The organism is Streptomyces sp. NPDC015346, from assembly GCF_043078785.1.
In the GTDB taxonomy this organism is placed as follows: domain Bacteria; phylum Actinomycetota; class Actinomycetes; order Streptomycetales; family Streptomycetaceae; genus Streptomyces.
Genome location: NZ_JBIBTW010000007.1, coordinates 62780 through 85790 on the forward strand (window position 1 = coordinate 62780; position 23011 = coordinate 85790).

Genomic DNA, 23011 nt, shown 5'->3' on the forward strand with positions numbered 1-23011 from the left:
GCCCCGGGTAGAGACGTTCGTCACGGCACCCGGGGCCGGGCCGGCGCGTCAGCGGACGCCGACGGCCGCCAAGGCCTTGCGCTGGGCGGGTGTCGGGCGGTCGGGGAAGTAGAGGTAGCAGACGCCTCCTGTGCCGGAGACCACTTTCCCACTCGCGTTGTACCGCTTGGTGCGGAGCCAGATGTTCTCCCACTCGCGCCGCCGGTAGACCCGGCGCACGGCCTCGTTGCTGGGGGAGGCGGGGTCGTTGGCGATCACGTCGCCGTCCGGGGTGAAGCCGATGACGGTCATCAGGTGGCCCGCGGTGCCGTAGCCGGCGCCGGTCAGCTCCTCCTTGTGGAAGGACTGGGACGTGATGGCGGGAATGCCGGCCCGGATCAGGGTCTCCAGGTCCGTGAGGGAGCCGAGCCGGGTGACCACGGCGTTCATGTCCGGGTAGGTGGCCGCGTAGGCGGCGTTGAAGGGCCAGTTGCCGCAGCCCTCGTACTGGTGATCGAAGGTGAAGCGGGCCGCGTGGCAGACCTGGGGGTCGGCGAAGGCCGGGTTCACCCAGGCGAGCTGCTCCGGGGTCGGGCGGCGGCCCCAGTACTCGATGATCATCTGCGAGGAGGTCGGACTGCACCACGCCTCGCCGCCGTTGTCGTACTCCGGGTACTGGCCGACGTGGGTGTTCTGCGAGTAGCGCGGGACGGTCAGCTCGCGGTCGAGGCCGGGCACCGAGGCGGGCACGGTGAACCGGTCCGGGATGTCGGACGCCATCGCGCCCACCCGCCACACGGTCGGGGTGAGAGCGGTGCCCGGCGTCCGGTGGAGCGTCAGGCGCAGCTGGTACGAGACGAGCCGCAGGCCGCTCGTGGTGTCGTCGACGGAGAGGGTGTCGGTCCAGACGGAGGACTTGCCGTCGTTCTGGTCGTCGACCGAGGTACGGCGGATGTCACCGTCGCCGGACGCCCAGCGGCCCATCACGAACCAGGGGGTGGTGGTGGCGTCGTTATAGGTGCCGCGCAGCTCGATCGCGATCCAGGTGCCGGCCGGGGTGTCGGCGTTCCAGGAGGCGATGACCTCGGTGGCGGGCACGGTGGAGGTGTGCACCGGGGAGGTCCAGGTCGCGTAATCCCAGGTGGAGGTGCGGCCGGTGTGCGGGTCGGCATAGTCGAGGCGGCCGGCGGGGGCGGCGATCACCAGGCCTGGCCGGTGGCCGGCGACGGCCCGGGTCCCGGCGGAGGAGCCGCAGCGCCAGTCGGTGTACGAGGTCCAGAAGCGGTTGTCGACGAGACCGGACGCGGCGGCGGTGCCCGCCTCCGGGCCCGCGTCGGCCCGGGGCCGGGCGGCGGCTGGGGCGGTGGAGGCCGCGGCCGTACCGGCGGCGGCCGCGAGGGCGGCGGCGAGGACGGTTCTGCGCGGGGTGGAACTGGTCATGGGCGGTGACCCCCAGTCGGACGGCAGGCGGACAGGCGGCAGCGGGCCGGCAGGCGTTGCCGGGCGCGGCGGAACGGGCGGAGCAGTGGGGTGGAGCGGTGGGGTGGAGCGGTGCCCGGGCGTGCTCACTATCGCGGCTCGCGCAGCGCTTCTGCCAGCGATTCGTCTCGCGTCGAGCGACCAATATTGGTCTCGACCGGTGACGGCCGGACCACGCTCCAAGGGCGCCCTCACGCCCTCTAGGCTGGAGTCCATGCACTCCCTCGACCGCGCCGCCGACGCGCTGCGCCACCGGCCGCCGTCCTGCGGGCCGGTCCGGCTGATCGCGGTGGACGGGCACGCGGGCTCGGGAAAGTCGACCTTCGCCGCGCGGCTCGCCGCCCGGCTGATCGCGCCCGTGCTCCATCTCGACGACCTCGCCAGCCACGAGGAGCTCTTCGGGTGGACGGAGCGGATGCGGACGCAGGTGATCGAGCCCCTCGCGCGGGGCGAGGTCGCGCGCTATCACCCGTACGACTGGAATCTGCGGACCTTCGGGCCGCCGCGGGAGCTGCCCCCGGCGCCGGTCGTGCTCGTCGAGGGCGTGGGGGCGGGGCGCCGGGCACTGCGTCCCCATCTCGCCGCGCTGCTCTGGATGGAGCGGGGGCCCGAGGAGTCCTGGGCACGCGGGCGGCACCGGGACGGACCGGCCCAGTCGGCCTTCTGGGACGGCTGGACGGTGGCGGAGACGCGCCATTTCGCCGCGGACCCTTCACGGCCCTTCGCCGACGCCCTGGTGCGGGAGTGTCCGGAGGGGTACGAGTGGCTTCCCGGGCCCTCAGTGACAGCAGGCCCGAACCAGATCATCACGGATCGTGACGGCGATCGACGGGTGATCTGAGCAGCCGAAACTCGACGTCCGCAAGTGCCTCAACTCCGCTTGACCCAAGGGGCGTACAGGTCTTACGTTCTCAATGTGCGGCTTTTCGGAGCCGCCGCGGACACGAAGCCCCCGGTTGTTCCCCCGTGATCGGGGGCTTCGTTCTGCCCCGATCAGCCCCTTCACCGGCCCGCCGCGAACCCCTGGCGCTCACCCAGGGTCACCGCCGCCGGATCATGCGCTTCTCCTTCGTCGCGCCCCCTCTGCGCAGGTACGATGCCCCTCGGTGGGGTCATATCCCGTCCGCGAGAAGGCGGTTCTGTACGGCTTCCGGCGGGCGCCCGCCCGCCGGGACAGCAACGGGGGCACGTTTTGTGGGGGACCCGATGGACATCGGCACGCAGGGCGGACAGACCCCTGCCGAACTCGCCTGGCTGCGGGGGGTGGACGCCTACACGATGGGCGCCTACCCGCAGGCCGAGGAAGAGTTCCGGACCGCGGTACGCGTCGATCCCGGCATGGCGGATGCCTGGCTCGGGCTGCACGCGCTGCGCGTGGACACCACCACGGCGCTGCTGCGGATGTACCGCAATCGCGACCGGTTCGGCGAACAGCGCACCCGGTACCGCAGGACACTGAACTCCTGGTACTGGCTGGGCTGGTGGGTCCAGCCCGTCCTGGAGAGCCCGCGCGATCTGCTGCTCGCCCACGCCTCGCACTGGCTGGACGGGCGCCATGTGCCCGAGCTCGACCGGGCGTTGGCGGGGCTGCCGCCGGTCGACACCGACCCGCAGGTCCGCTTCCTGCACGCCTGCCGCTCCTATCTCGTCAAGGACTGGGAGCAGCTGGTACGGCACACGGAGCCGCTGGTGGACGATCCGCTGCTCGGGATCGAGGCCGGACTCTTCGGCGGGATGGCCCGGGTCCGCCTGGAGATGTACGGCCAGGCGGAGCCGCTGCTCTCGGCGGCGCTGATGCGCTGCCGGAGCGAACAGCCCCAGCGCAAGGAGCTGCGCTACTGGCTGGCCAGGGCGCACGAGGGCACCGGGCGCAGCGCCGCCGCCCTGCCGCTCTACCGGGCGGTGCACCGGATCGATCCGGCGTTCATGGACACGGCCGCCCGGCTGGCCGCCATCGCCGAGTACGACGGTTTCGAGGGGCCGGAGGATCCGGCCGGGCTCGCCTCGGTCGCCCTGAGCGGCGCCGGTCAGGACACGGTCGACGCGGCCCAGGGCGATCTCGAAGGACCGGTCGTGGACGGCCTGCGGCTGGGCACGGAGCCCGCGCCGCCGACCGCGCCCACCGTCCCGGCCTCGCCCGCCGGCCCGCCCCCGCCACCGGACGCGGTACGCCAGAAGGCAGCCGTCCCCCGCCAGCCCGCTCCCCCGCGCTTCCCCGCCAGCCCCACCGACCCCGCCCTGCTCGCCGAAGCGCTCGCCGAACTGGAGCGCATGGTCGGGATGGAGCCGGTGAAACGCCAGGTCAAAGCATTGTCGGCGCAGCTGGAGATGGCCCGTCTGCGGGCCGGACAGGGTCTTCCCGTCCAGCCGCCGAAACGTCACTTTGTCTTCTCCGGTCCCTCCGGCACCGGGAAGACCACCGTCGCCCGGATCCTCGGCCGGGTGTTCTACGCGCTCGGCCTGCTCGGCGGCGACCATCTCGTCGAGGCCCAACGGGCCGATCTCGTCGGCGAGTTCCTCGGCCAGACCGCCGTCAAGGCGAACGAACTGATCGACTCCGCGATCGGCGGCGTCCTCTTCGTGGACGAGGCGTACTCCCTCTCCAACACCGGTTACAGCAAGGGCGACGCGTACGGCGACGAGGCGCTCCAGGTGCTGCTCAAGCGCGCGGAGGACAACCGCGACCACCTGGTGGTGATCCTGGCCGGCTATCCGGAGGGCATGGACCGGCTGCTCGCCGCCAACCCCGGGCTCTCCTCCCGCTTCACGACCCGCGTCGACTTCCCGTCGTACCGCCCGCTGGAGCTCACCTCGATCGGCGAGGTGCTCGCCGCGGCGAACGGGGACGGCTGGGACGAGGAGGCGCTGGAGGAACTCCGCTCGATCAGCGGCCATGTCGTCGACCAGGGCTGGATCGACGAGCTCGGCAACGGCCGTTTCCTGCGCACGTTGTACGAGAAGTCCTGCGCCTACCGGGATCTGCGCCTCTCCGGCTACCCGGGCACGCCCTCGCGCGAGGACCTGGCCACGCTGCGCCTCGCCGACCTCATGCAGGCCTACGGCGAGGTCCTCTCGGGCCGCGGCCCGTCCGCCCGGCGCTCCCAGGAGCCGCCGGGACTCTGACACCCGGGATCGCTCCTCCTCCGCCGGTGGACCGGCGGAGGAGGAGCGATCCCCTCAGCGGGCCAGGGCCTGGGACGCCTGCTGGGGAAGGACCTCGCTCGGCGGGAGGGCGGTGAGCGCGTCGGTGCGGTGCGCGGGGTCGCGGACCTCGCCGACCAGCTTCTCCAGGACGTCCTCCAGCGCGACGAGGCCGAGGACCCGCCCCGAGCCGTCCGCGACCTGGGCGAGGTGGGTGGCCGCGCGGCGCATCACGGTGAGGGCGTCGTCGAGCGGCAGCTCGGCGCGGAGCGTCGCCATCGGGCGCCACAGCTGCTGCGGCACCGCCCGTTCCCGCTCCTCCAGATCGAGGACGTCCTTGACGTGCACGAAGCCCATGAAGGTGCCGCCCGCGCCGGCCCCCTCGGCGCAGACCGGGAACCGGGAGTAGCCGGTGCGGACGGTGAGCTCCTCGATCTCGCGCGGGGTGACGGCCGGCGTGACCGTCACCAGGGCCGACCGGCCTATGAGGACGTCCGTCACCGGGCGGCTGCCCAGTTCGAGGACGTCCTCCAGGCGCTCCTGCTCGCCCGGGTCGAGCAGCCCCGCCTGCCCGGCGTCCTCGACGAGCCGGCCGAGCTGCGCACTGGTGTAGACGGCCTCCACCTCGTCCTTCGATTCCACTCCGAAGGCTCGCAGCACCAGCCGGGCGCACGCGCCCAGCGCGGTGGTCACGGGCCGGCAGAGCCGGGCGAAGCCGACGAGGCCGGGGCCGAGCAGCAGCGCGGTCCGCTCCGGCGCCGCCATCGCGAGGTTCTTCGGGACCATCTCGCCGATGACGAGATGCAGGAAGACGACCGCGGCCAGCGCCACGACGTACCCCAGGGGGTGGATAAGACCCTCCGGCACCCGTACGGCGTGGAAGACCGGTTCGAGGAGGGCGGCGACGGTCGGCTCGGCGACCGCGCCGAGGGTCAACGAGCAGACGGTGATGCCGAACTGGGCCGCCGCCATCATCCGCGGCAGGTTCTCGAGGCCGTACAGCACCTGTGCGGCCCGCTTGGAGCCGAGCGGTTCGATCTGGCTGCGGCGCACGGAGACGAGCGCGAACTCGGCCCCGACGAAGAAGCCGTTGGCCACCACGAGCAGGAGGGCGAACAGCAGGGGGAGCAGACTCATCGGACCGCCTCCGCGACGAGCGACGGCTCGGCCGTCCGAGAGGGCAGTTCGGTCGTACGACGGGGCGGCTCGGTCGTACGAGGGGGCGGCTCGGCCGCCCGTACGATCCGTACGCGTTCGGCGCGATGGCGGTCCACCTGGCGGACCGACAGCCGCCAGCCGGGGAGTTCGGCCCGGTCGCCCGGCGCCGGGATGCGCCCCAGGAGGTCGGCGACGAGCCCGGCGACCGTCTCGTACGGTCCGTCGGGCACGTCGAGTCCTATCCGGTGCAGGGTGTGCACCCGGCAGGAGCCGTCGGCCTCCCAGGCCGGGTTGCCGTCCTCGGCGGCCACGGCGGCCAGCTCGGGCCGCTCGTCGGCGGCGGTGTCGTGCTCGTCGCGGACCTCGCCGACGAGCTCCTCCACGATGTCCTCCAGGGTGACGACCCCGGCCGTACCGCCGTACTCGTCGACGACGACGGCGATCGGCTGCTCGCGCCGCAGCCGTTCCAGGAGCGCGTGGGCCGGCAGGGACTCGGGGACGAGCAGCGGCGGGACGGCGATGCGTCCGACGCGGGTGCGCGCCCGCTCGTGCGGGGGCACGGCGAGCGCGTCCTTGAGGTGGACCATGCCGACGATCTCGTCGATGCGCTCGCGGTACACGGGGAAGCGCGACAGGCCGGTCGCCCGGGTGAGGTTGAGGACGTCGGCCGCGGTGGCGTCCGACTGGAGGGCGCTCACCTTCACCCGCGGTGTCATGGCGTGCTGCGCGGTGAGTCCGCCCAGCGTGAGGGAGCGTACGAACAGGTCGGCCGTGTCCTGTTCCAGCGTGCCGGCGCGGGCCGAGTGCCGGGCCAGGGAGACCAGCTCGCCGGGGGTACGGACGGAGTCCAGCACCTCGGTGGGCTCGACGCCCAGGAGCCGTACGAGCCGGTTGGCGACCGTGTTCAGCAGGGCGATCACCGGTCGGAAGACGGTGGAGAAGAGGTGCTGCGGGCCGGCGACGAAGCGGGCCACCTGGAGCGGCCGGGAGACCGCCCAGTTCTTCGGGACGAGTTCGCCGATCACCATCTGGACGGCGGAGGCGAGGAGCATTCCGATGACCACGGAGATACCGGAGACGGCGCCGTCGGGCAGTCCGGTGGCGGTCAGGGGTCCGTCGAGGAGCTGGGCGAGCGCGGGCTCGGCGAGCATGCCGACGACGAGTGAGGTGAGGGTGATGCCGAGCTGGGTGCCGGAGAGCTGGAAGGAGAGCTCGCGCAGCGCCTTGACGACTCTGCGGGCGCGCCGGTCGCCGGCGGCCGCGGCCCGTTCGGCGTCGGCGCGTTCCACGGTGACGAGACCGAACTCGGCCGCCACGAAGAAGCCGTTGGCGAGGATCAGCAGGAAGGCCGCGGCGAGCAGCAGAAGAGGGATGATCATGCCGCCGCCTCCGGGGAGGGGGCGGCGCACGTACTACCGGACGATCCGTCCATTGCCGGAGGGAGTCACTCCTCGGGTCGCAGGGTGGCCCCGCGGGCCGCGGCGGCGGCCCCGCACACGCGAGGCGGTGGTGCCGCTCGGCACCACCGCCTCCAGAGTAATCACGCCGACCCGGCGCGGGGCAGGGGGTCACCCCCCGTATGGGGGACTCAGCCGGCCTCGGGGCCGGTGCCGCGGCTTTCGGCGAGAGCTCGCAGGGCGCGGGCGTCGCGGATGGCCTGCTGCTTGGCGATACCGGGCTGGATGCCGAGTGCGGGCATGCTGGTGCCGTCGCTCAGGTCCAGGAAGACCCAGGGGTCGCCGGGCCGCAGGTTGACCCGCAGGATCTCCGCCCACGCGAGTCGGCGCGTCCGGGTGATGTTGACGACCGTGACCCCGTTCTCGTCGGCGACGACCTTGGGCCGGCTGAGCAGCGCGAGGACGCCGAGGAAGAGCGCGGCGATGAAGATGAAGCTGGCCCGCTCGCCGGGGCCGAGCCGCTCCAGCATCAGCGCGACGGCGGTGATGACGGCGAACATCACCGTTCCCACGGTCAGCAGGACCGCACGGGTGCGGCCCGGCCGGAAGGTGACCGGAAGGGCGGGCGTCGGTGACTCGGTCATGCTGTTCCTCTGTGCCTCGTGCGTGGCCTCGCGTGTGGCCTCGTGTGTGGCCTCGTGCGTGCGGCGTGGGTACCGCGTGGGCCGTGGGTCGTCGTCAGAGACGGCAGGCGTGGATGGCCGTCGTCAGGATGGCGCGGGCACCCAGTTCGTACAGGTCGTCCATGATCCGCTGCGCGTCCTTGGCCGGGACCATGGCCCGGACCGCGACCCAGCCCTCGTTGTGCAGGGGCGAGATCGTGGGCGACTCCAGGCCCGGGGTGAGGGCGACGGCCTGCTCCAGGTGCTCGGCACGGCAGTCGTAGTCCATCATCACGTAGCTGCGGGCCACCAGGACGCCCTGGAGGCGGCGCAGGAACGTCTGGACCCCGGGGTCGTCGGTGGTGGCGCCGGCGCGCCGGACGACGACGGCCTCGGACTTGAGGATCGGCTCGCCGATGACCTCCAGGCCGGCGTTGCGCAGGCTGGTGCCGGTCTCGACGACGTCGGCGATGATCTGAGCGACGCCCAGCTGGATCGCGGTCTCGACCGCGCCGTCGAGGTGGACGACGGAGGCGTCGATGCCCTGGTCGGCGAGGTGCTTGGCGACGATTCCCTCGTACGAGGTGGCGATCGTCATCCCGCCGAAGTCCTCCGGGCCCTTCGCGGTGCCGGGGCGGGTGGCGTAGCGGAAGGTCGACCGGCCGAAGTTCAGCGGGAGGATCTCCTCGGCGTTGGCGCCGGAGTCCAGCAGCAGGTCACGGCCGGTGATGCCGATGTCGAGCTTGCCCGAGGCCACGTAGATCGCGATGTCCTTGGGGCGCAGGTAGAAGAACTCGACCTCGTTCTCGGGGTCGATGACGACGAGTTCCTTCGACTCCTTGCGCTGGCGGTAGCCGGCCTCATGGAGCATCGCCGACGCAGGTCCGGACAGTGAACCCTTGTTGGGGACGGCGATGCGCAGCATGGGGTGAGCTTCCTTTGCCTGAGAGTGTGCCGGGGAGTGGGAGTGGGACTGTGTGACCGGTGTGACGCGTGTGCTCAGAGGTGGGCGTAGACGTCGTCGAGCGAGATCCCGCGGGCGACCATCATCACCTGGACGTGGTACAGCAGCTGCGAGATCTCCTCGGCGGCGGCTTCCTTGCCCTCGTACTCGGCGGCCATCCAGACCTCGGCGGCCTCCTCGACGACCTTCTTGCCGATGGCATGGACGCCCTTGTCCACCAGTTCCGCGGTGCGGGAGGTGGCCGGGTCGCCGTTCTCGGCCTTGAGCTTGAGCTCGGCGAAGAGCTCTTCGAAGGTTTTGTTCGCCATGATGGTCCTAAGAGTACGGGGTGAGGATCGTGGCTCAGCGCCAGGGTTCGCTGACCGTGCGCAGCGTGGTCGCGGTGGCGACGGCGGCGGTGACGGCCTCGTGGCCCTTGTCCTCGCTGGAGCCCTCGAGGCCGGCCCGGTCGAGGGCCTGCTCCTCGTTGTCGACGGTCAGGACGCCGAAGCCGACGGGTACGCCGGTGTCGATCGAGACCTGGGTGAGGCCGTGGGTGACGCCCTGGCACACGTACTCGAAGTGCGGGGTTCCGCCGCGGATGACGACGCCGAGCGCGACGATGGCATCGTAGCCGCGACCGGCGAGGACCTTCGCCACCACCGGGAGCTCGAAGCTGCCCGGGACGCGCAGCAGCGTCGGCTCGTCGATGCCGAGCTCGTGCAGGGCCCGCAGCGCGCCGTCGACGAGTCCGTCCATGATCTTCTCGTGCCACTGCGCCGCGACGACCGCGACCCGGAGGTCGCCGCAGTTCTTCACGCTGAGGACGGGTGCGCCCTTGCCGCTCATGTCTCTCCCTGCTCGGATTGCTCGGTACTGACTGCTGACTGCTGACTGCTTGGTTGCTGCTTACTGGTTGCCGCAGGTGGTGGCCGTGGGGGCCTCCAGCCAGGGCAGGTCGTGCCCCATCCGGTCCCGCTTGGTGCGCAGATAGCTGATGTTGTGCTCGCCCGCCTGGATCGGCATGGCCTCGCGGCCCTCGACCCTCAGGCCGTACCGGGTGAGGGCGTCGATCTTGTCGGGGTTGTTGGTCATCAGCCGCAGGCTGCGAACGCCGAGGTCGACGAGGATCTGCGCGCCGGCCGCGTAGTCGCGGGCGTCGGCGGGCAGGCCCAGCTCCAGGTTGGCGTCGAGGGTGTCGCGGCCGCGCTCCTGGAGCTCGTACGCGCGCAGCTTGGACAGCAGGCCGATGCCGCGGCCCTCGTGGCCCCGCAGATAGACGACGACGCCGCGGCCGGCCTCGGTGATCCGGTCCATGGAGGCCTTCAGCTGGGGGCCGCAGTCACAGCGCAGCGAGTGGAAGATGTCGCCGGTCAGGCACTCGGAGTGGACCCGGACCAGGACGTCCTCGCCGTCGCCGATCTCGCCGTGGACGAGCCCGACGTGCTCGACGCCGTCGACGGTGGAGCGGTAGCCGTACGCGGTGAAGTCGCCGTGCGCGGTCGGCAGCCGGACCTCGGCCTCGCGGCGGACGGTCGGCTCGGCGGAGCGGCGGTAGGCGACGAGGTCCTCGATCGAGATGATCGTGAGGCCGTGCTTGCGGGCGAACGGGACGAGCTCGGGCAGGCGCAGCATGACGCCGTCCTCACCGGCGATCTCGACGATCGCGCCGGCCGGGCGCAGGCCCGCGAGGCGGGCCAGGTCGACCGCGGCCTCGGTGTGGCCGTTGCGGACGAGGACGCCGCCGGTCTTGGCACGCAGCGGGAAGATGTGGCCGGGGCGGACGAAGTCGGAGGGTTCGTACGCGCCGCTCGCCAGCATCCGCAGGGTGGTGGCCCGGTCGGCCGCGGAGATGCCGGTGGTGACGCCGTGCGCGGGTGCGGCGTCGACGGAGACGGTGAACGCGGTGCGCATCGACTCCGTGTTGTGCTCGACCATCTGCGGGAGCTGGAGGCGCTCCAGCTCGTCCCCCTCCATGGGGGCGCAGATGAGGCCGCGGCACTCGCTCATCATGAAGGCGACGACCTCGGGGGTGGCCATCTCGGCGGCGATGACGAGGTCGCCCTCGTTCTCGCGGTCCTCGTCGTCGACGACGACGACGGGGCGGCCGGCGGCGATGTCGCGGATGGCCTGCTCGACCGGGTCGAGGGAGAGGTCGGTGGCGTCCCACAGGGGCAGCGCACTCATGAGAGGGCTCCTTCCAGAGCGGGAGCCGTACGCGTCCGGAGCCACCAGTCGCGCATGCCCCAGATGACGAGGGCGAAGTAGATCACGTAGACCAGGCCGGAGAAGGCGAGGCCGCTGTTGAAGGCGAGGGGCACGCCGACCAGGTCGACGAGGAGCCAGGCGAACCAGAACTCGACCAGGCCGCGGGCCTGGGCGACCATCGCGACGAGCGTGCCGACGAAGATGTACGCGTCGGCCCACGGGCTCCAGGAGAGCGAGGGGTAGAGCGTGAAGAGGCCGCCGACCGCGAGGGTGCCGAGGACGGCGCCGGCGAGGAGCAGGCCGCGCTCCTTCCAGGTGGCGAAGCGGACGGCGATGGAGCCGTCCTGGGCCTGCCGCCTGCCGCGGTTCCACTGCCACCAGCCCCAGGCGGCGACGCCTATGACCAGGAGCTGCTTGCCGACGCCGCCACTGAGGTGGGCCGAGGCGTAGGCGCCGACGAGGATGACGCCGGAGAGCAGCTGGGCGGGCCAGGTGAGGATCGAGCGCCGCCAGCCGAGCGCGAGGGCGATCAGGCCGATCGTGTTGCCGATCATGTCGGACCACATGATGTGCTGCCCGAAGGCGGTGAAGGCCACGGAGTTGAGCCAGTTCACTTGACGTTCTCCCGGGCGTTCGGGCCGAGCAGCCGCTCGACGTACTTGGCGATGACGTCGACCTCGAGGTTGACCGGGTCTCCGGGCTGCTTGATGCCCAGGGTCGTCAGGGCGAGGGTCGTGGGGATGAGGCTGATGGTGAACCAGTCGGCCGCGGCCTCGACGACGGTGAGGCTGACGCCGTCGACGGTGATCGAGCCCTTCTCGACGACGTAGCGGGAGAGCTGGGCGGGCAGGGCGATCTTGACGATCTCCCAGTGCTCGGACGGGGTCCGCTCCAGGATCGTGCCGGTGCCGTCGACGTGTCCCTGGACGATGTGGCCGCCGAGGCGGTCTCCGACGGCCATGGGCCGCTCCAGGTTGACCCGGGAGCCGACCTCCAGGGCGCCGAGGCTCGACCGCTTGAGCGTCTCGGCCATCACGTCGGCGGTGAACTCGCCGTCGCCGAACTCGACGACCGTGAGACAGACACCGTTGACGGCAATGGAGTCGCCGTGCTTGGCGCCTTCCGTGACCAGGGGGCCGCGCAGGCGGAAGCGGGACGCGTCGTCCAGCTTCTCGACGGCGGTGACCTCACCCAGTTCTTCGACGATTCCGGTGAACACGCTCAGCGCTCCTTCTTCGGGACGGGAGTGGCGGTGGTGGCGGGGATGACTGGAGTGGCGGTGGTGGCGGGGATGACTGGAGTAGCGGTGGTGACGGGAGTGGCGGTGATACGAAGGTCGGGGCCGATGCGGACGGTCTCGGTGACGTCGAGCCGCACCGCGTCGGCGATGGTGGTGATTCCGGCGTCGGCGAGGGCGTTCGGGCCCGCGCCGAGGAGGACCGGGGCGAGGTAGCCGACGATCCGGTCGACGGCTCCCGCCGCGACGAAGGCGGCCGCGAGGGTGGGTCCTCCTTCGAGGAGGACGGAGCGCACCCCGCGGGCGTGGAGGGCGTCCAGAAGGGCGGGGACCGAGAGGCCCCGCTCCGCCCTGGGGAGGCGTACGACATCGGTCAGCGAGGTCTCGGCGTCCTCGGCGACGGCGATCAGGGTGGGTGCGGCGCCGTCCAGGATCCGGGCGCCCGGCTTCACGGCCGTGGCCTCGGTGTCGACGACGACCCGCAGCGGCTGGACGGCCTCTTCCACGCCTCGTACCGCCAGATGGGGGTCGTCGGCGCGGGCCGTGCCCGAGCCGACCACGACGGCGTCGGCCTCGGCCCGCAGCCGGTGGACGTCGGCGCGCGACTCGGCGGAGGTGATCCAGCGGGAGGTGCCGTCGGCGGCGGCGATTCGGCCGTCGAAGGTGGCGGCGTACTTCCACGTGACGTGGGGGCGGCCGAGGCGTACGGAGGTGAGCCAGGCGATGTTGCCGGCCTCGGCCTCGTCCGCGAGGAGGCCGCCCAGGACCTCCACGCCGGCCGTCCGGAGGGTGTCGGCACCGCCGGTGGCCTGCGGGTCCGGGTCACCGACGGCGTACACGACGCGGCTGATGCCGGCCTCGACGAGGGCCTGGGCGCAGGGGCCGGTGCGGCCGGTGTGGTTGCAGGGTTCGAGGGTGACGTACGCGGTGCCGCCGCGGGCGAGGACGCCGGCCGCGCGCAGGGCGTGGATCTCGGCGTGCGGTCCGCCGGCGCGCTGGTGCCAGCCCTCGCCGACCTGGTGTCCGGAGGCGTCGAGGACGACGCAGCCGACGACCGGGTTGGGGCTGGTGGAGCCGAGTCCGCGGGCGGCGAGCGCGATCGCTCGGCGCATGGCGGTGATGTCGGCCTGCGTGGCCACCGGGTCCTCCTGCCTCTTCGGGCACGGACTCCGGGGCTGTCGATGACGACAGAGAGCGGGAACACCGACCTCGCGAGGGAGCACCGAGGCCGCATACAGCGGTCGCCACGGGTGCCGGAGAGACCGGCGGCGCCGGAGAACCGGCGGCGGCGACCAGCGGAATACGGCCGGCGCGCCCGTGAAGGGGTCGCCCGCCGCGCACTGCCTCCCATCCGGACTTTCACCGTCGGTCCAGGAATCTCACCTGGTCAACCGGCCGCTGGCTGCGGACGGGTCGCGGACTATACCGCCGGTTCGGAATTACACCGACCCCGGAGTGCGCTGCTGCTGATACAGGGCCAGTGTGCCACGGCTGATCGTGGGCCATGCGGGTGATGCCCTGTGGGCTGGCTCACAGGCACAGAACCACCCCTTCCTTGGTCCAGACCTATTGACGCACTGGTCTAGTCCTCTTAATCTCCGTGTCACCTCCGAGGTAACGGCCCGCCGGTGTGCGCACTCCACGGGCCCAACACGACCCACCCCTTTGTTCGTTGTGTTCGGCCCGACCTCCCAGGAGGAACCGATCGTGTTGTCCCCCACCAAGACGAGAGCCTCGCTGCTCGCGTCCGGCGCGGCCGTCGCCGGGCTGCTGGTCAGCTCGCTCTCCGGCGGCGTCTCGCACGCGGCCGACAACGAGGGCTGTCGCCCGGACGGGCTGTACAAGACGCCCGGCGTCGACGTCCCGTACTGCTCGGTCTACGACACCGAGGGCCGCGAGAAGATGGGCGCGGACCACCAGCGCCGGGTCATCGGCTACTTCACCGGCTGGCGCACCGGCAAGAACGGCGAGCCCGCCTACCTCGCCAACAACATCCCGTGGGACAAGATCACCCACATCAACTACGCCTTCGGGCACATCGGTTCCGACAACAGGCTGTCGGTGGGCACGGACGGGCCGAACAACGCGGCGACCGGGATGACCTGGCCCGGTGTCGCGGGCGCCGAGATGGACCCGGCGTACGCCTACAAGGGCCACTTCAACCTGCTCAACAAGTTCAAGAAGAAGCACCCGGACGTCAAGACGCTGATCTCGGTCGGCGGCTGGGCGGAGACCGGCGGCTACTTCGACGACAACGGCACCCGGGTGAACTCCGGCGGCTTCTACTCGATGGCCACCAACGCCGACGGGTCGGTCAACCAGGCCGGGATCGACACGTTCGCGGACTCGGCCGTCGCCTTCATCAAGAAGTACGGCTTCAACGGCGTCGACATCGACTACGAGTACCCGACGACGATGAAGGACGCGGGCAACCCGCTCGACTGGCAGCTCTCCAACGCCCGTCGCGCGGGCCTGGTCAAGGGCTACGACGCGCTGATGAAGTCGCTGCGCGAGAAGCTCGACCGGGCCGGCGCCGCCGACGGGAAGCACTACCTGCTGACCGTCGCCGCGCCCTCCTCCGGCTACCTGCTGCGCGGCATGGAGACGTACCAGAGCCAGAAGTACCTGGACTACGTCAACATCATGTCCTACGACCTGCACGGCGCGTGGAACGAGTACGTCGGCCCCAACGCCTCGCTCTTCGACGACGGCAAGGACGCCGAACTGGCCGCCGCGAACGTCTACGGCTCCTCGCAGTACGGCGGGATCGGCTACCTCAACACCGACTGGGCGTACCACTACTTCCGCGGCTCGATGCCGGCCGGCCGGATCAACATCGGTCTGCCGTACTACACCCGCGGCCACAAGAACGTGCAGGGCGGCACGGACGGTCTGTGGGGCAAGGCGGCGGCGACCACCTGCCCGGCGGGGGCGGGCCTGAGCAAGTGCGGCGACGGCGCCGTCGGCATCGACAACCTCTGGCACGACAAGGACACCAACGGCGTCGAGTCGCCGGCCGGCTCCAACCCGATGTGGCACGCCAAGAACCTCGAGAAGGGGATCGTCGGCGACTACGTCACCCGGTACGGCTTCCCGGCGAACACCACGCTGACCGGCACCTACGCCCGTAAGTACGACTCGACCCTGGTCGCGCCGTGGCTGTGGAACGCGCAGAAGAAGGTCTTCCTCTCCACCGAGGACGAGCAGTCGGTGGCCGCGAAGGCGGACTACGTCGTGAGCCGCGGCATCGGCGGCACGATGGTCTGGGAGATGGCCGGCGACTACGCCTGGAACGCCGCCAAGGGCCAGTACGAGATGGGCTCCACGCTCACCTCGCTGATGTACGACAAGTTCAAGGCCGCCACCCCGTACGGCGCCAGGAAGTCGAACGCGACGCTGCCGACGAAGGCCGTGAACGTCGGCGTCGAGTTCACCGACTTCAAGCTGGGCGACTCGAACTACCCGATCACCCCGAAGATCAGGATCACCAACCACACGAAGACCGCGCTGCCCGGTGGCACGGAGTTCCAGTTCGACTACGCGACCGCGGCCCCGAACAACGCCTCCGACCAGTCCGGCTTCGGTACGAAGGTGATCAGCAGCGACCACACCGGCAGCAACGTGGGCGGCCTGAAGGGCGACTTCCACCGGGTGTCGCTCAAGCTGCCGGCCTGGCAGTCGCTGGCTCCGGGCGCGACCGTGGACCTGTCGTTCAACTACTACCTGCCGGTCTCAACGCCGTCGAACTGGACGGTGAACATCAGCGGGACGACGTACGCGCTCGCCGGTGACCTGGCGCGCGGGACGACGGTGGTGGAGCCGGGCGGCTCGACCCCGACGCCGACCCCCACGCCGACCCCGACCCCGACGCCCACAGGTCCGACGCCGACCCCGACGGGGCCGACGCCGACGCCGACCAACCCGGGCGGCACCTGCACCGCTCCGGCGTACGTGGCCGGCACGATCTACAACGCCGGCAACGAGGTCTCCCACAAGGGCCACAAGTGGAAGGCCCAGTGGTGGACCCAGAACGAGGAGCCCGGCACGACCGGCCAGTGGGGCGTCTGGAAGGACCTCGGCACCTGCTGATCGTGACTCCTTGAAACGCCCGGCGGCGGTTCTCCGGCCCTTGCCGCCGCCGGGTCCTCAACCACCCTCGCCGCGGCCCGCATGTGCGGGCCGCGGCGACGGCGTTCACCCTGGGGACACCACCTACGGGAAGAGCGCGTCCTGGGCCGCGTCGCGGGCGGCCAGGAGGGCGCCGCGAAGGACGGCCGTGTCGCCGAGGGCGGTGGCGCGGACCTCCGTACGGAGCGGGGAGAGCGCGGCGAGTTCGGTCTCCACGCGGGCGGCGAGCGCGGGGCCGCCCAGATGGCCCGTCCCGCCTCCGAGGACCACACAGCCCGGGTCCAGGACCGAGGCGACGGCCGCCGCGCCGACGGCCAGGCGGCGGGCCAGCGCGTCCAGGAAGGGTCCGTGCCCGGAGCCGAGCGCACCGGCCGGGTCGAGGCCGTGCTCCACGGCGAGGGCCTCCACCGCCGCCGCGCAGGCCAGCTCGTGGAAGCCGCCTTCGCAGCCGGTGGCCGAGGGCAGTCCGGAGGTGCCGGGCACCGGCAGGAAGCCGAGTTCGCCGGCCCCGCCGGAGGCACCCCGGCGCAGCCGGCCGTCCAGGACGAGGGCCGCGCCGACGCCCTGACCGAGCCAGAGCAGCACGAAGGTGTCGCGGTCCCGGGCGGCGCCGAGCCGCTGCTCCGCCACGGCCGCGAGGTTGGTCTCGTTCTCGACGAGCACGGTCGCGGGCAGGCGCTCCTGGAGTGCGGCGACGAGCCGCCGGTGCCACTCGGGGAGCCCCGTCGTGTCCCGCAGCTCCCCGGTCGCCGGGTCGATCAGTCCGGGCGCGCCGACGGCGACGCTGTGCAGGTGCTCCACCCCGGCCGATTTCGCGGTCCGCTCCAGGAGCGAGACGGCCTTCTCGACGGCGGGCCCGGTCCCGTCCTGACCGCCGATCGGGGCCGAGGCCTCGGCGAGTGTGGTGCCGAGGAGGTCGGCGACGGTGAGGGCCACGGAATCGGTGCGGACGTCGAGCGCGGCGAGGTGGGCGCGGTCCGCGACGATCCCGTACAGCTTGGCGTTGGGGCCGCGCCGCTCCGCGCCGGACTCCCCCACGACGCGGACGAGTCCGGAGCCCTGGAGCCGTTCGACGAGGTCGGCGACGGTGGGACGGGAGAGTCCCGTCAGCGTCTTCAGCTGAGTGGCCGTCAACGGCCCCTCGTCCTGGAGCAGTCGCAGGGCGAGCCGGTCGTTGATGGCCCGGGCGGTGCTCGGGGATGCGGGCATGCCGGGATCCTCTCAGACGCGTACCGACGGTTTCCGCCGCCCCACTATTTATCAGGCAGGGTCCCTGATAGTTTACTGCGCACCGACCGAGGGAGGGCACATGGCGGGCGAGACCGTCTTCAGTACCGAGCGACTGCGCCGGGCGCGCTTCGCCGTCGCCGCCGTCTTCTGCGTCCACGGCGCGGTCACCGGCAGCTTCGCCACGCGCATCCCCTGGATCCAGGACCACGCCGGCGTCAGCGCCGGGCAGCTCGGCCTCGCCCTCGCCTTCCCCGCGCTCGGCGCCTCGGTCGCGATGCCGCTGGCCGGCGCCATCAGCCACCGCCTCGGGGCCCGCACCGCGCTGCGCGGACTGCTCGCCCTGTGGACGCTGTCCCTGACCCTGCCCTCGCTCGCCCCGAACGTCTACGGGCTGTGCGCGGCGCTCTTCGTCTTCGGCGCCACGGCCGGCATGTCCGACGTGGCGATGAACGCGCTCGGTGTCGAGGTCGAGAACCGGCTCGGTAAGTCGATCATGTCCAGCCTGCACGGGATGTGGAGCGCGGGGGCGCTCATCGGCTCCGCCGCGGGCACCGTCGCGGCCCACCTCGGCGGGGACGCCCGGCTCCACCACCTGATCGCCGCCCTCGTCCTCACCGCGCTCGGCCTCGCCTTCTGCCAGGGCGTGCTCGATCTGCAGAGCGCCCCCGACGAGGAACCGCCGCCGCGCTTCTCGCTGCCGCCGAAGTCCGCCCTGATCATCGGCGCCATCGGATTCTGCGGCGTCTTCGCCGAGGGGGCGAGCCTGGACTGGTCGGCGGTCTACCTCCGCGACGAGCTCGGCTCGTCGGCCGGGGTCGCCGCGGCCTCCACCACCGCCTTCGCGCTGACCATGGCCGTCGCCCGGCTGATGGGCGACCGGGTCGTCGACCGGTTCGGGGCCGTACGGACGGTACGGGTCGGGGGCGTCGCCGCGACCCTCGGCGGGCTGCTCGTCGTCATGGCCCCGCACGCCGCCCTCGCGATGGCCGGTTTCGGGCTCATCGGCCTCGGTGTCGCCGTCGTCGTCCCGCTCGCCTTCGCCGCCGCGGGGCGCAGCGGCCCCAACCCGAGCCAGGCGATCGCGGGCGTCGCCACCATCACGTACACCTCCGGCCTCATCGCGCCCTCCGCGATCGGCGGGATCGCCGACGCAACCTCGCTGGTGTTCTCCTTCGGTCTGGTCACGCTGCTGGCCTTCGGCCTGGTGCTCGGCGCCGGGGTGCTCCGCCCCGGCCCGCGGGCGACGGCGAAGTCGGCGGGCGAGAGCCGTACGGCGGGTTCGGGCCGGGTCTCCTGAGAACCCCGGTGACCTGCGGCGGATTACCATGTGGCTGATCTTTCGCGGTCCGGACGCGGCCGTCGGAACCGGAGAACTGGAGCGACCCCATGAACCTCGGCGTGCGCTGGACCCTGCACGGCGACGGACGGACACCCGCTCCAGGAGCCGTCGTCCGGCCGGACGAGCGGCTCTCCTGGCCCCGTACGGCCGGCCTCGGCGCCCAGCACGTGGTGGCCATGTTCGGCGCCTCCTTCGTCGCCCCCGTGCTCATGGGCCTCGACCCGAACCTCGCGATCATGATGTCCGGTGTCGCGACGGTGATCTTCCTGCTCGCCACCCGGGGCACGGTCCCCAGCTATCTCGGCTGCTCGCTCTCCTTCGTCGGTGTCGCCGCGGCCATCCGTGCCTCCGGCGGCACCAGCGCGACCGTCACCGGCGCGGTGCTCGTCGTCGGCCTGGTGCTCTTCCTGGCGGGACTCGCGGTACGGAGGTTCGGCGCGCGGATCATCCACGCGGCGATGCCCCCGATCGTGACCGGCGCCGTCGTGATGCTGATCGGCTTCAACCTCGCCCCGGTCACCGCCGCCACCTACTGGCCGCAGGACCAGTGGACGGCCCTGCTGGTGATGCTGTTCACCGGCCTCGCCGTGGTCTGTCTGCGCGGCTTCTGGTCGCGCGTCGCGATCTTCCTCGGCCTGATCTTCGGGTACGCCGTCTCCTGGGTCTTCGACCTGGTCTTCGGGAAGATCCACTCGATGTCGCCGAGCGGCCAGGTCACCGACCACTGGCGCCTGGACCTGTCCGGCGTCGCCACCGCCGACTGGATCGGCCTGCCGTCGTTCCACGGCCCGAGCTTCGAGTGGTCCGCGATCCTGGTCGCCCTGCCGGTCGTGATCGCGCTGATCGCCGAGAACGCCGGGCACGTCAAGGCCGTCGGCGAGATGACCGGCGACCCGCTGGACGACAGGCTCGGCACCGCGATCGCCGCCGACGGCGCCGCCTCGATGCTCTCCACCGCCGTGGGCGGCCCGCCGAACACCACGTACTCCGAGAACATCGGCGTCATGGCCGCCACCCGGGTCTACTCCACCGCCGCCTACTGGGCCGCGGCGGGATTCGCGCTGCTCTTCGGCCTCTGCCCGAAGTTCGGCGCGGTCGTGGCCGCGATCCCCGGCGGCGTCCTCGGCGGCATCACCGTGATCCTGTACGGCATGATCGGCCTGCTCGGCGCGCAGATCTGGATCAACGCCAAGGTGGACCTGCGCAACCCGCTCAACCTGGTGCCGGCAGCGGCGGGCATCATCATCGGCGTCGGCGGGGTGAAGCTGACCTTCACCGACACCTTCGAGCTCGGCGGGATCGCGCTCGGCACCCTCGTCGTGATCACGGGATACCACGTGCTGCGGGCCTTCGCCCCCGCCCATCTGAAGGAACACGAGCCCCTGCTCGACTCCGGCACCAGCTCGTACGAGAGCGGCGCGGCCGGAAGCGGCGCGGACGAGGCGCCCGCCACCAAGCCGTAGACCTTTCGCCCGATATGAGGAAGCCGGGCCCGGAAGGTTCCCTCCCGGACCCCGCTGCTGCGACGCTGCCCCCATGGCGCAGACCCAGCAGATCGCGGCCCCGCAGGCCGCGGCCGAAGAGATCGGGCAGTTCACGGCGGTCGACCCGGTGGTGGAGCGGATGCGGACCATCCGCTCCGCCTGGCATCCGGCCGACGGGGTCGCCGTCTTCAACCGCGTCTATCTCACGGTGACGGAGGAGATCGGCCACGCCATCGAGGCGGGCACCTTCGCCGACCGCCGGGCCGCCACGACGCTCGACGTCCGCTTCGCCGAGCGCTATCTCTCGGTGGTCGACGCCGTCGCCACGGGCTCCCCCGCCCCGGCCTGCTGGCGGCCGCTCTTCACGTACCGGCGCCATCCCGGCGTACGACCGCTGCAGTTCGCGCTCGCCGGGATCAACGCGCACATCGGTCATGACCTGGCCCTCGCGGTGGTCGACAGCTGCCGCGCCCTCGAGTGCTCGCCCGCGGAGCTGGAGGACGAGTTCGACCGCGTCGGCGACATCCTCGTCCTGCTGGAGGAGCGCATCCGCGAGGAGCTGATGCCGGGCCCGGACCTGCTGGAGATCGCCGACCCGCTGACCCATCTGCTCGGCTGCTGGAGCCTGGAGCGGGCCCGCGACGGCGCCTGGCTCGCCGCCCGCTCGCTGTGGCAGCTGCGGGGGCTGCCCGACCTGGCCGAGGAGTTCTCCGAACGCCTCGACCGGTCGGTGGGTCTGGTGGGGCGGATGCTGCTGACGCCGCTCGCACCGTGCGGCTGACCGCTCTCGCGGCCGCTCGCGCACCGATGCTGTCCGCCCCACACCCCCAACGGGACCGGCCCCCGGGAAGTTCCACGGGGGCCGGTCTGTGTGCGCGCTACGGGGTCAGTCCTCCGGGAGCTCCACCGGGGCGATCTCGTCGTACACGTCACCCGGGCCGGGGTTGGTGGCGTCGGTCGCACCGCCGAAGTGGTGCATGACGCCCCACACCGCGTTCAGCGCCGTCTGCACGGCGCCCTCGGCCCAGCCGGCCGTCCAGGAGATGTCGTCGCCCGCGAGGAAGATGCCCCGCTTGTCCTCCGGCAGCCGGTCCTGCATGAAGTGGGTGAACAGACGCCGCTGGTAGCGGTAGTGGCCCGGCAGGTTCGCCTTGAAGGCGCCCATGAAGTACGGCTCGTTCTCCCACGACACGGTCACCGGGTTGCCGATGATGTGCTTGCGGATGTCGACCTTCGGGTAGATCTCGCCGAGCGACTTCAGCATGACCTCCATCCGCTCGTTCGCGGACAGCGGCAGCCACTTCAGGCTGTCGTCGCACCAGGTGTACGACAGGCAGATGACGGCCGGCTTGTCCGGGCCGTCGTCCAGGAGGTACGTGCCGCGGGTCATCCGGTCGGTCAGCGTCATCGACATGACGTCCCGGCCGGTCTCCTCGTCCTTGTCCAGCCAGAACGGCCGGTCGACCGGGACGAAGAGCTTGGAGCTCTCCATGTAGTGGGTGCGCTCGATCGCCGTCCAGTGGTCGATCGGGAAGAGCGAGTCGTCGCAGGCGATCTTGGAGAGCAGCATCCAGGACTGGGCGGTGAAGATCGCCGCCTGGTACGTACGGATGTCACCGGAGGCGTCCGTGACGGTGATCCGGTTGCCGGCGGTGCGGTTGAGCCGGGTCACGGCGGGCTTCGGCTCGCCCCCGTGGAGCGAGGACAGCGAGGTGCCCTGCGCCCAGTGCACGATCTTCTCCGGCTCGCGCTCCCACAGGCGCAGCGGCAGCTGCTGCGAGCCGCCCACGATGCCGCGGTGGTGGTCGTCGGCCTCGGTGTAGACGACGCGCAGGATCTCCAGGATGGAGTTGGGGAAGTCGGTGTCCCAGCCGCCGGTGCCGAAGCCGACCTGGCCGAAGATCTCGCGGTGCCGGAAGGACTTGAAGGCCTCCGACTCGCACAGGAAGCCGTAGAAGGTCTGGTTGTCGAGCTTCTCGACGAGCTTGGCCCAGATCTCGCGGATGCGCGGGACGTCGCGCTCGCGCATCGCCTGGTTCATGTCGGAGAAGTCGGCGCCCTCCTCCAGGCAGGCGTTCCACGCGTTCATCACGTCGCGGTAGACCTGCGGGAGGTCGTCGACGGTCGTGGCGTAGTGCGACTCGCCCTTGAGGTCGACGACGGTCGAGGGGGTCGACTCGGCGAGCGGGTTCGGGAAGGCCCGCGTCTCCAGGCCCACCAGGTCGATGTAGTGCTGGAAGGCCGTGGAGGAGGGCGGGAAGCGCATGGCGCCCATCTCGGCGGTCAGACCCTCGGTGCCGGTGCCCTCGAAGCCGACGGTGCGCAGCCGGCCGCCGATCTGGTCGGCCTCGTAGACGACGGGCTTGAGGCCCATCTTCATCAGCTCGTACGCGGCGATGATGCCGGAGAGACCGCCGCCGATGACGGCGACCTCGGTGCCGTGCTCGGTCGCGGGTATCTGGCCGAGCCCGGCCGGGTGGGCCAGGTAGTCGTCGTAGGCGTACGGGAAGTCCGGACCGAACATGGTGATCGGCGGCTGCGCGTCGGTGTGCTGGACGGCGGTGGGCACCGTGGACGTCATGGGGTACGGACTCCTTGCACGGAAAAGACTGGGGAGGGGGCAGGA

The 23011-nt window shown here is 71.7% G+C and carries 19 protein-coding genes and 1 riboswitch; of the genes, 6 read left to right on the forward strand and 13 right to left on the reverse strand.

The window, feature by feature from the left end; all coding sequences use genetic code 11:
* Positions 1-48 precede the first annotated feature (48 nt).
* Positions 49-1419, reverse strand: coding sequence for a peptidase C39 family protein (locus ACF06X_RS24675; protein WP_392289481.1), 1371 nt, complete (start codon positions 1417-1419; stop codon positions 49-51).
* A gap of 253 nt (positions 1420-1672) precedes the next feature.
* On the opposite strand from ACF06X_RS24675, the gene ACF06X_RS24680 reads away from it, so the two are divergent.
* Both ACF06X_RS24680 and ACF06X_RS24685 read left to right on the forward strand, forming a co-directional pair.
* The gene (locus tag ACF06X_RS24680; RefSeq protein ID WP_392289482.1) at positions 1673-2299 is read left to right on the forward strand and encodes a uridine kinase; all 627 of its coding nucleotides are present in this window, start codon (positions 1673-1675) and stop codon (positions 2297-2299) included.
* Positions 2300-2664: 365 nt separating this feature from the next.
* Positions 2665-4581 (forward strand): AAA family ATPase, encoded by a 1917-nt coding sequence (locus ACF06X_RS24685; RefSeq protein ID WP_392289483.1) that lies wholly within the window; start codon positions 2665-2667, stop codon positions 4579-4581.
* A gap of 54 nt (positions 4582-4635) precedes the next feature.
* On the opposite strand, the gene ACF06X_RS24690 is transcribed toward ACF06X_RS24685, so the two are convergent.
* The 10 genes from ACF06X_RS24690 to ribD all read right to left on the reverse strand — a co-directional run bounded on the left by ACF06X_RS24690 (position 4636) and on the right by ribD (position 13343).
* On the reverse strand, positions 4636-5736 hold the full coding sequence (locus ACF06X_RS24690) for a hemolysin family protein (RefSeq protein WP_392289484.1): 1101 nt from the start codon (positions 5734-5736) through the stop codon (positions 4636-4638).
* Complete coding sequence (locus ACF06X_RS24695) at positions 5733-7136, reverse strand: hemolysin family protein (RefSeq protein WP_392289485.1); 1404 nt, start codon at positions 7134-7136, stop codon at positions 5733-5735. The genes ACF06X_RS24690 and ACF06X_RS24695 overlap by 4 nt, the downstream gene beginning before the upstream one ends.
* A 209-nt stretch (positions 7137-7345) precedes the next feature.
* Positions 7346-7798, reverse strand: coding sequence for a PH domain-containing protein (locus ACF06X_RS24700; RefSeq protein ID WP_392289486.1), 453 nt, complete (start codon positions 7796-7798; stop codon positions 7346-7348).
* A 94-nt stretch (positions 7799-7892) separates the two neighbouring features.
* A complete protein-coding gene (gene hisG, locus ACF06X_RS24705) occupies positions 7893-8741 on the reverse strand; it encodes an ATP phosphoribosyltransferase (RefSeq protein WP_392289487.1) in 849 nt (282 codons plus the stop codon).
* Between the two features lie 74 nt (positions 8742-8815).
* A complete protein-coding gene (locus ACF06X_RS24710; RefSeq protein WP_053643769.1) occupies positions 8816-9088 on the reverse strand; it encodes a phosphoribosyl-ATP diphosphatase in 273 nt (90 codons plus the stop codon).
* A 34-nt stretch (positions 9089-9122) separates the two neighbouring features.
* Positions 9123-9608 (reverse strand): 6,7-dimethyl-8-ribityllumazine synthase, encoded by a 486-nt coding sequence (ribH, locus tag ACF06X_RS24715; RefSeq protein WP_158985358.1) that lies wholly within the window; start codon positions 9606-9608, stop codon positions 9123-9125.
* Between the two features lie 60 nt (positions 9609-9668).
* Positions 9669-10946: a bifunctional 3,4-dihydroxy-2-butanone-4-phosphate synthase/GTP cyclohydrolase II gene (locus ACF06X_RS24720; protein ID WP_392289488.1), complete on the reverse strand. Its 1278-nt coding sequence runs from the start codon at positions 10944-10946 to the stop codon at positions 9669-9671.
* Entirely contained in the window at positions 10943-11533 is a 591-nt protein-coding gene (locus tag ACF06X_RS24725) for a nicotinamide riboside transporter PnuC (protein ID WP_392289780.1), read from the reverse strand. The genes ACF06X_RS24720 and ACF06X_RS24725 overlap by 4 nt, the downstream gene beginning before the upstream one ends.
* A 44-nt stretch (positions 11534-11577) precedes the next feature.
* Positions 11578-12186 (reverse strand): riboflavin synthase, encoded by a 609-nt coding sequence (locus ACF06X_RS24730; RefSeq protein ID WP_392289489.1) that lies wholly within the window; start codon positions 12184-12186, stop codon positions 11578-11580.
* A 2-nt stretch (positions 12187-12188) separates the two neighbouring features.
* A complete protein-coding gene (gene ribD / locus ACF06X_RS24735) occupies positions 12189-13343 on the reverse strand; it encodes a bifunctional diaminohydroxyphosphoribosylaminopyrimidine deaminase/5-amino-6-(5-phosphoribosylamino)uracil reductase RibD (protein WP_392289490.1) in 1155 nt (384 codons plus the stop codon).
* A gap of 194 nt (positions 13344-13537) precedes the next feature.
* A riboswitch (FMN riboswitch) is annotated at positions 13538-13667 on the reverse strand.
* Positions 13668-13911: 244 nt separating this feature from the next.
* Between ribD and ACF06X_RS24740 the strand changes: the two genes are divergently transcribed.
* The gene (locus tag ACF06X_RS24740) at positions 13912-16293 is read left to right on the forward strand and encodes a chitinase C-terminal domain-containing protein (protein WP_392289491.1); all 2382 of its coding nucleotides are present in this window, start codon (positions 13912-13914) and stop codon (positions 16291-16293) included.
* Positions 16294-16416: 123 nt separating this feature from the next.
* Here the strand turns inward: ACF06X_RS24740 and ACF06X_RS24745 are convergent, their stop codons facing one another.
* The gene (locus ACF06X_RS24745) at positions 16417-17541 is read right to left on the reverse strand and encodes an ROK family transcriptional regulator (protein WP_392289492.1); all 1125 of its coding nucleotides are present in this window, start codon (positions 17539-17541) and stop codon (positions 16417-16419) included.
* A gap of 100 nt (positions 17542-17641) precedes the next feature.
* On the opposite strand from ACF06X_RS24745, the gene ACF06X_RS24750 reads away from it, so the two are divergent.
* The 3 genes from ACF06X_RS24750 (at position 17642) to ACF06X_RS24760 (ending at position 21166) form a co-directional block, all read left to right on the forward strand.
* Positions 17642-18859: an MFS transporter gene (locus ACF06X_RS24750; protein WP_392289493.1), complete on the forward strand. Its 1218-nt coding sequence runs from the start codon at positions 17642-17644 to the stop codon at positions 18857-18859.
* Between the two features lie 89 nt (positions 18860-18948).
* Positions 18949-20364, forward strand: a complete 1416-nt coding sequence (locus ACF06X_RS24755) for a uracil-xanthine permease family protein (protein WP_392289494.1) — start codon at positions 18949-18951, stop codon at positions 20362-20364.
* Between the two features lie 73 nt (positions 20365-20437).
* Complete coding sequence (locus tag ACF06X_RS24760; protein WP_392289495.1) at positions 20438-21166, forward strand: DUF5995 family protein; 729 nt, start codon at positions 20438-20440, stop codon at positions 21164-21166.
* Positions 21167-21271: 105 nt separating this feature from the next.
* Here ACF06X_RS24760 and ACF06X_RS24765 read toward each other — a convergent pair whose 3' ends face one another.
* On the reverse strand, positions 21272-22966 hold the full coding sequence (locus ACF06X_RS24765; RefSeq protein WP_392289496.1) for a flavin monoamine oxidase family protein: 1695 nt from the start codon (positions 22964-22966) through the stop codon (positions 21272-21274).
* Positions 22967-23011: the final 45 nt, after the last annotated feature.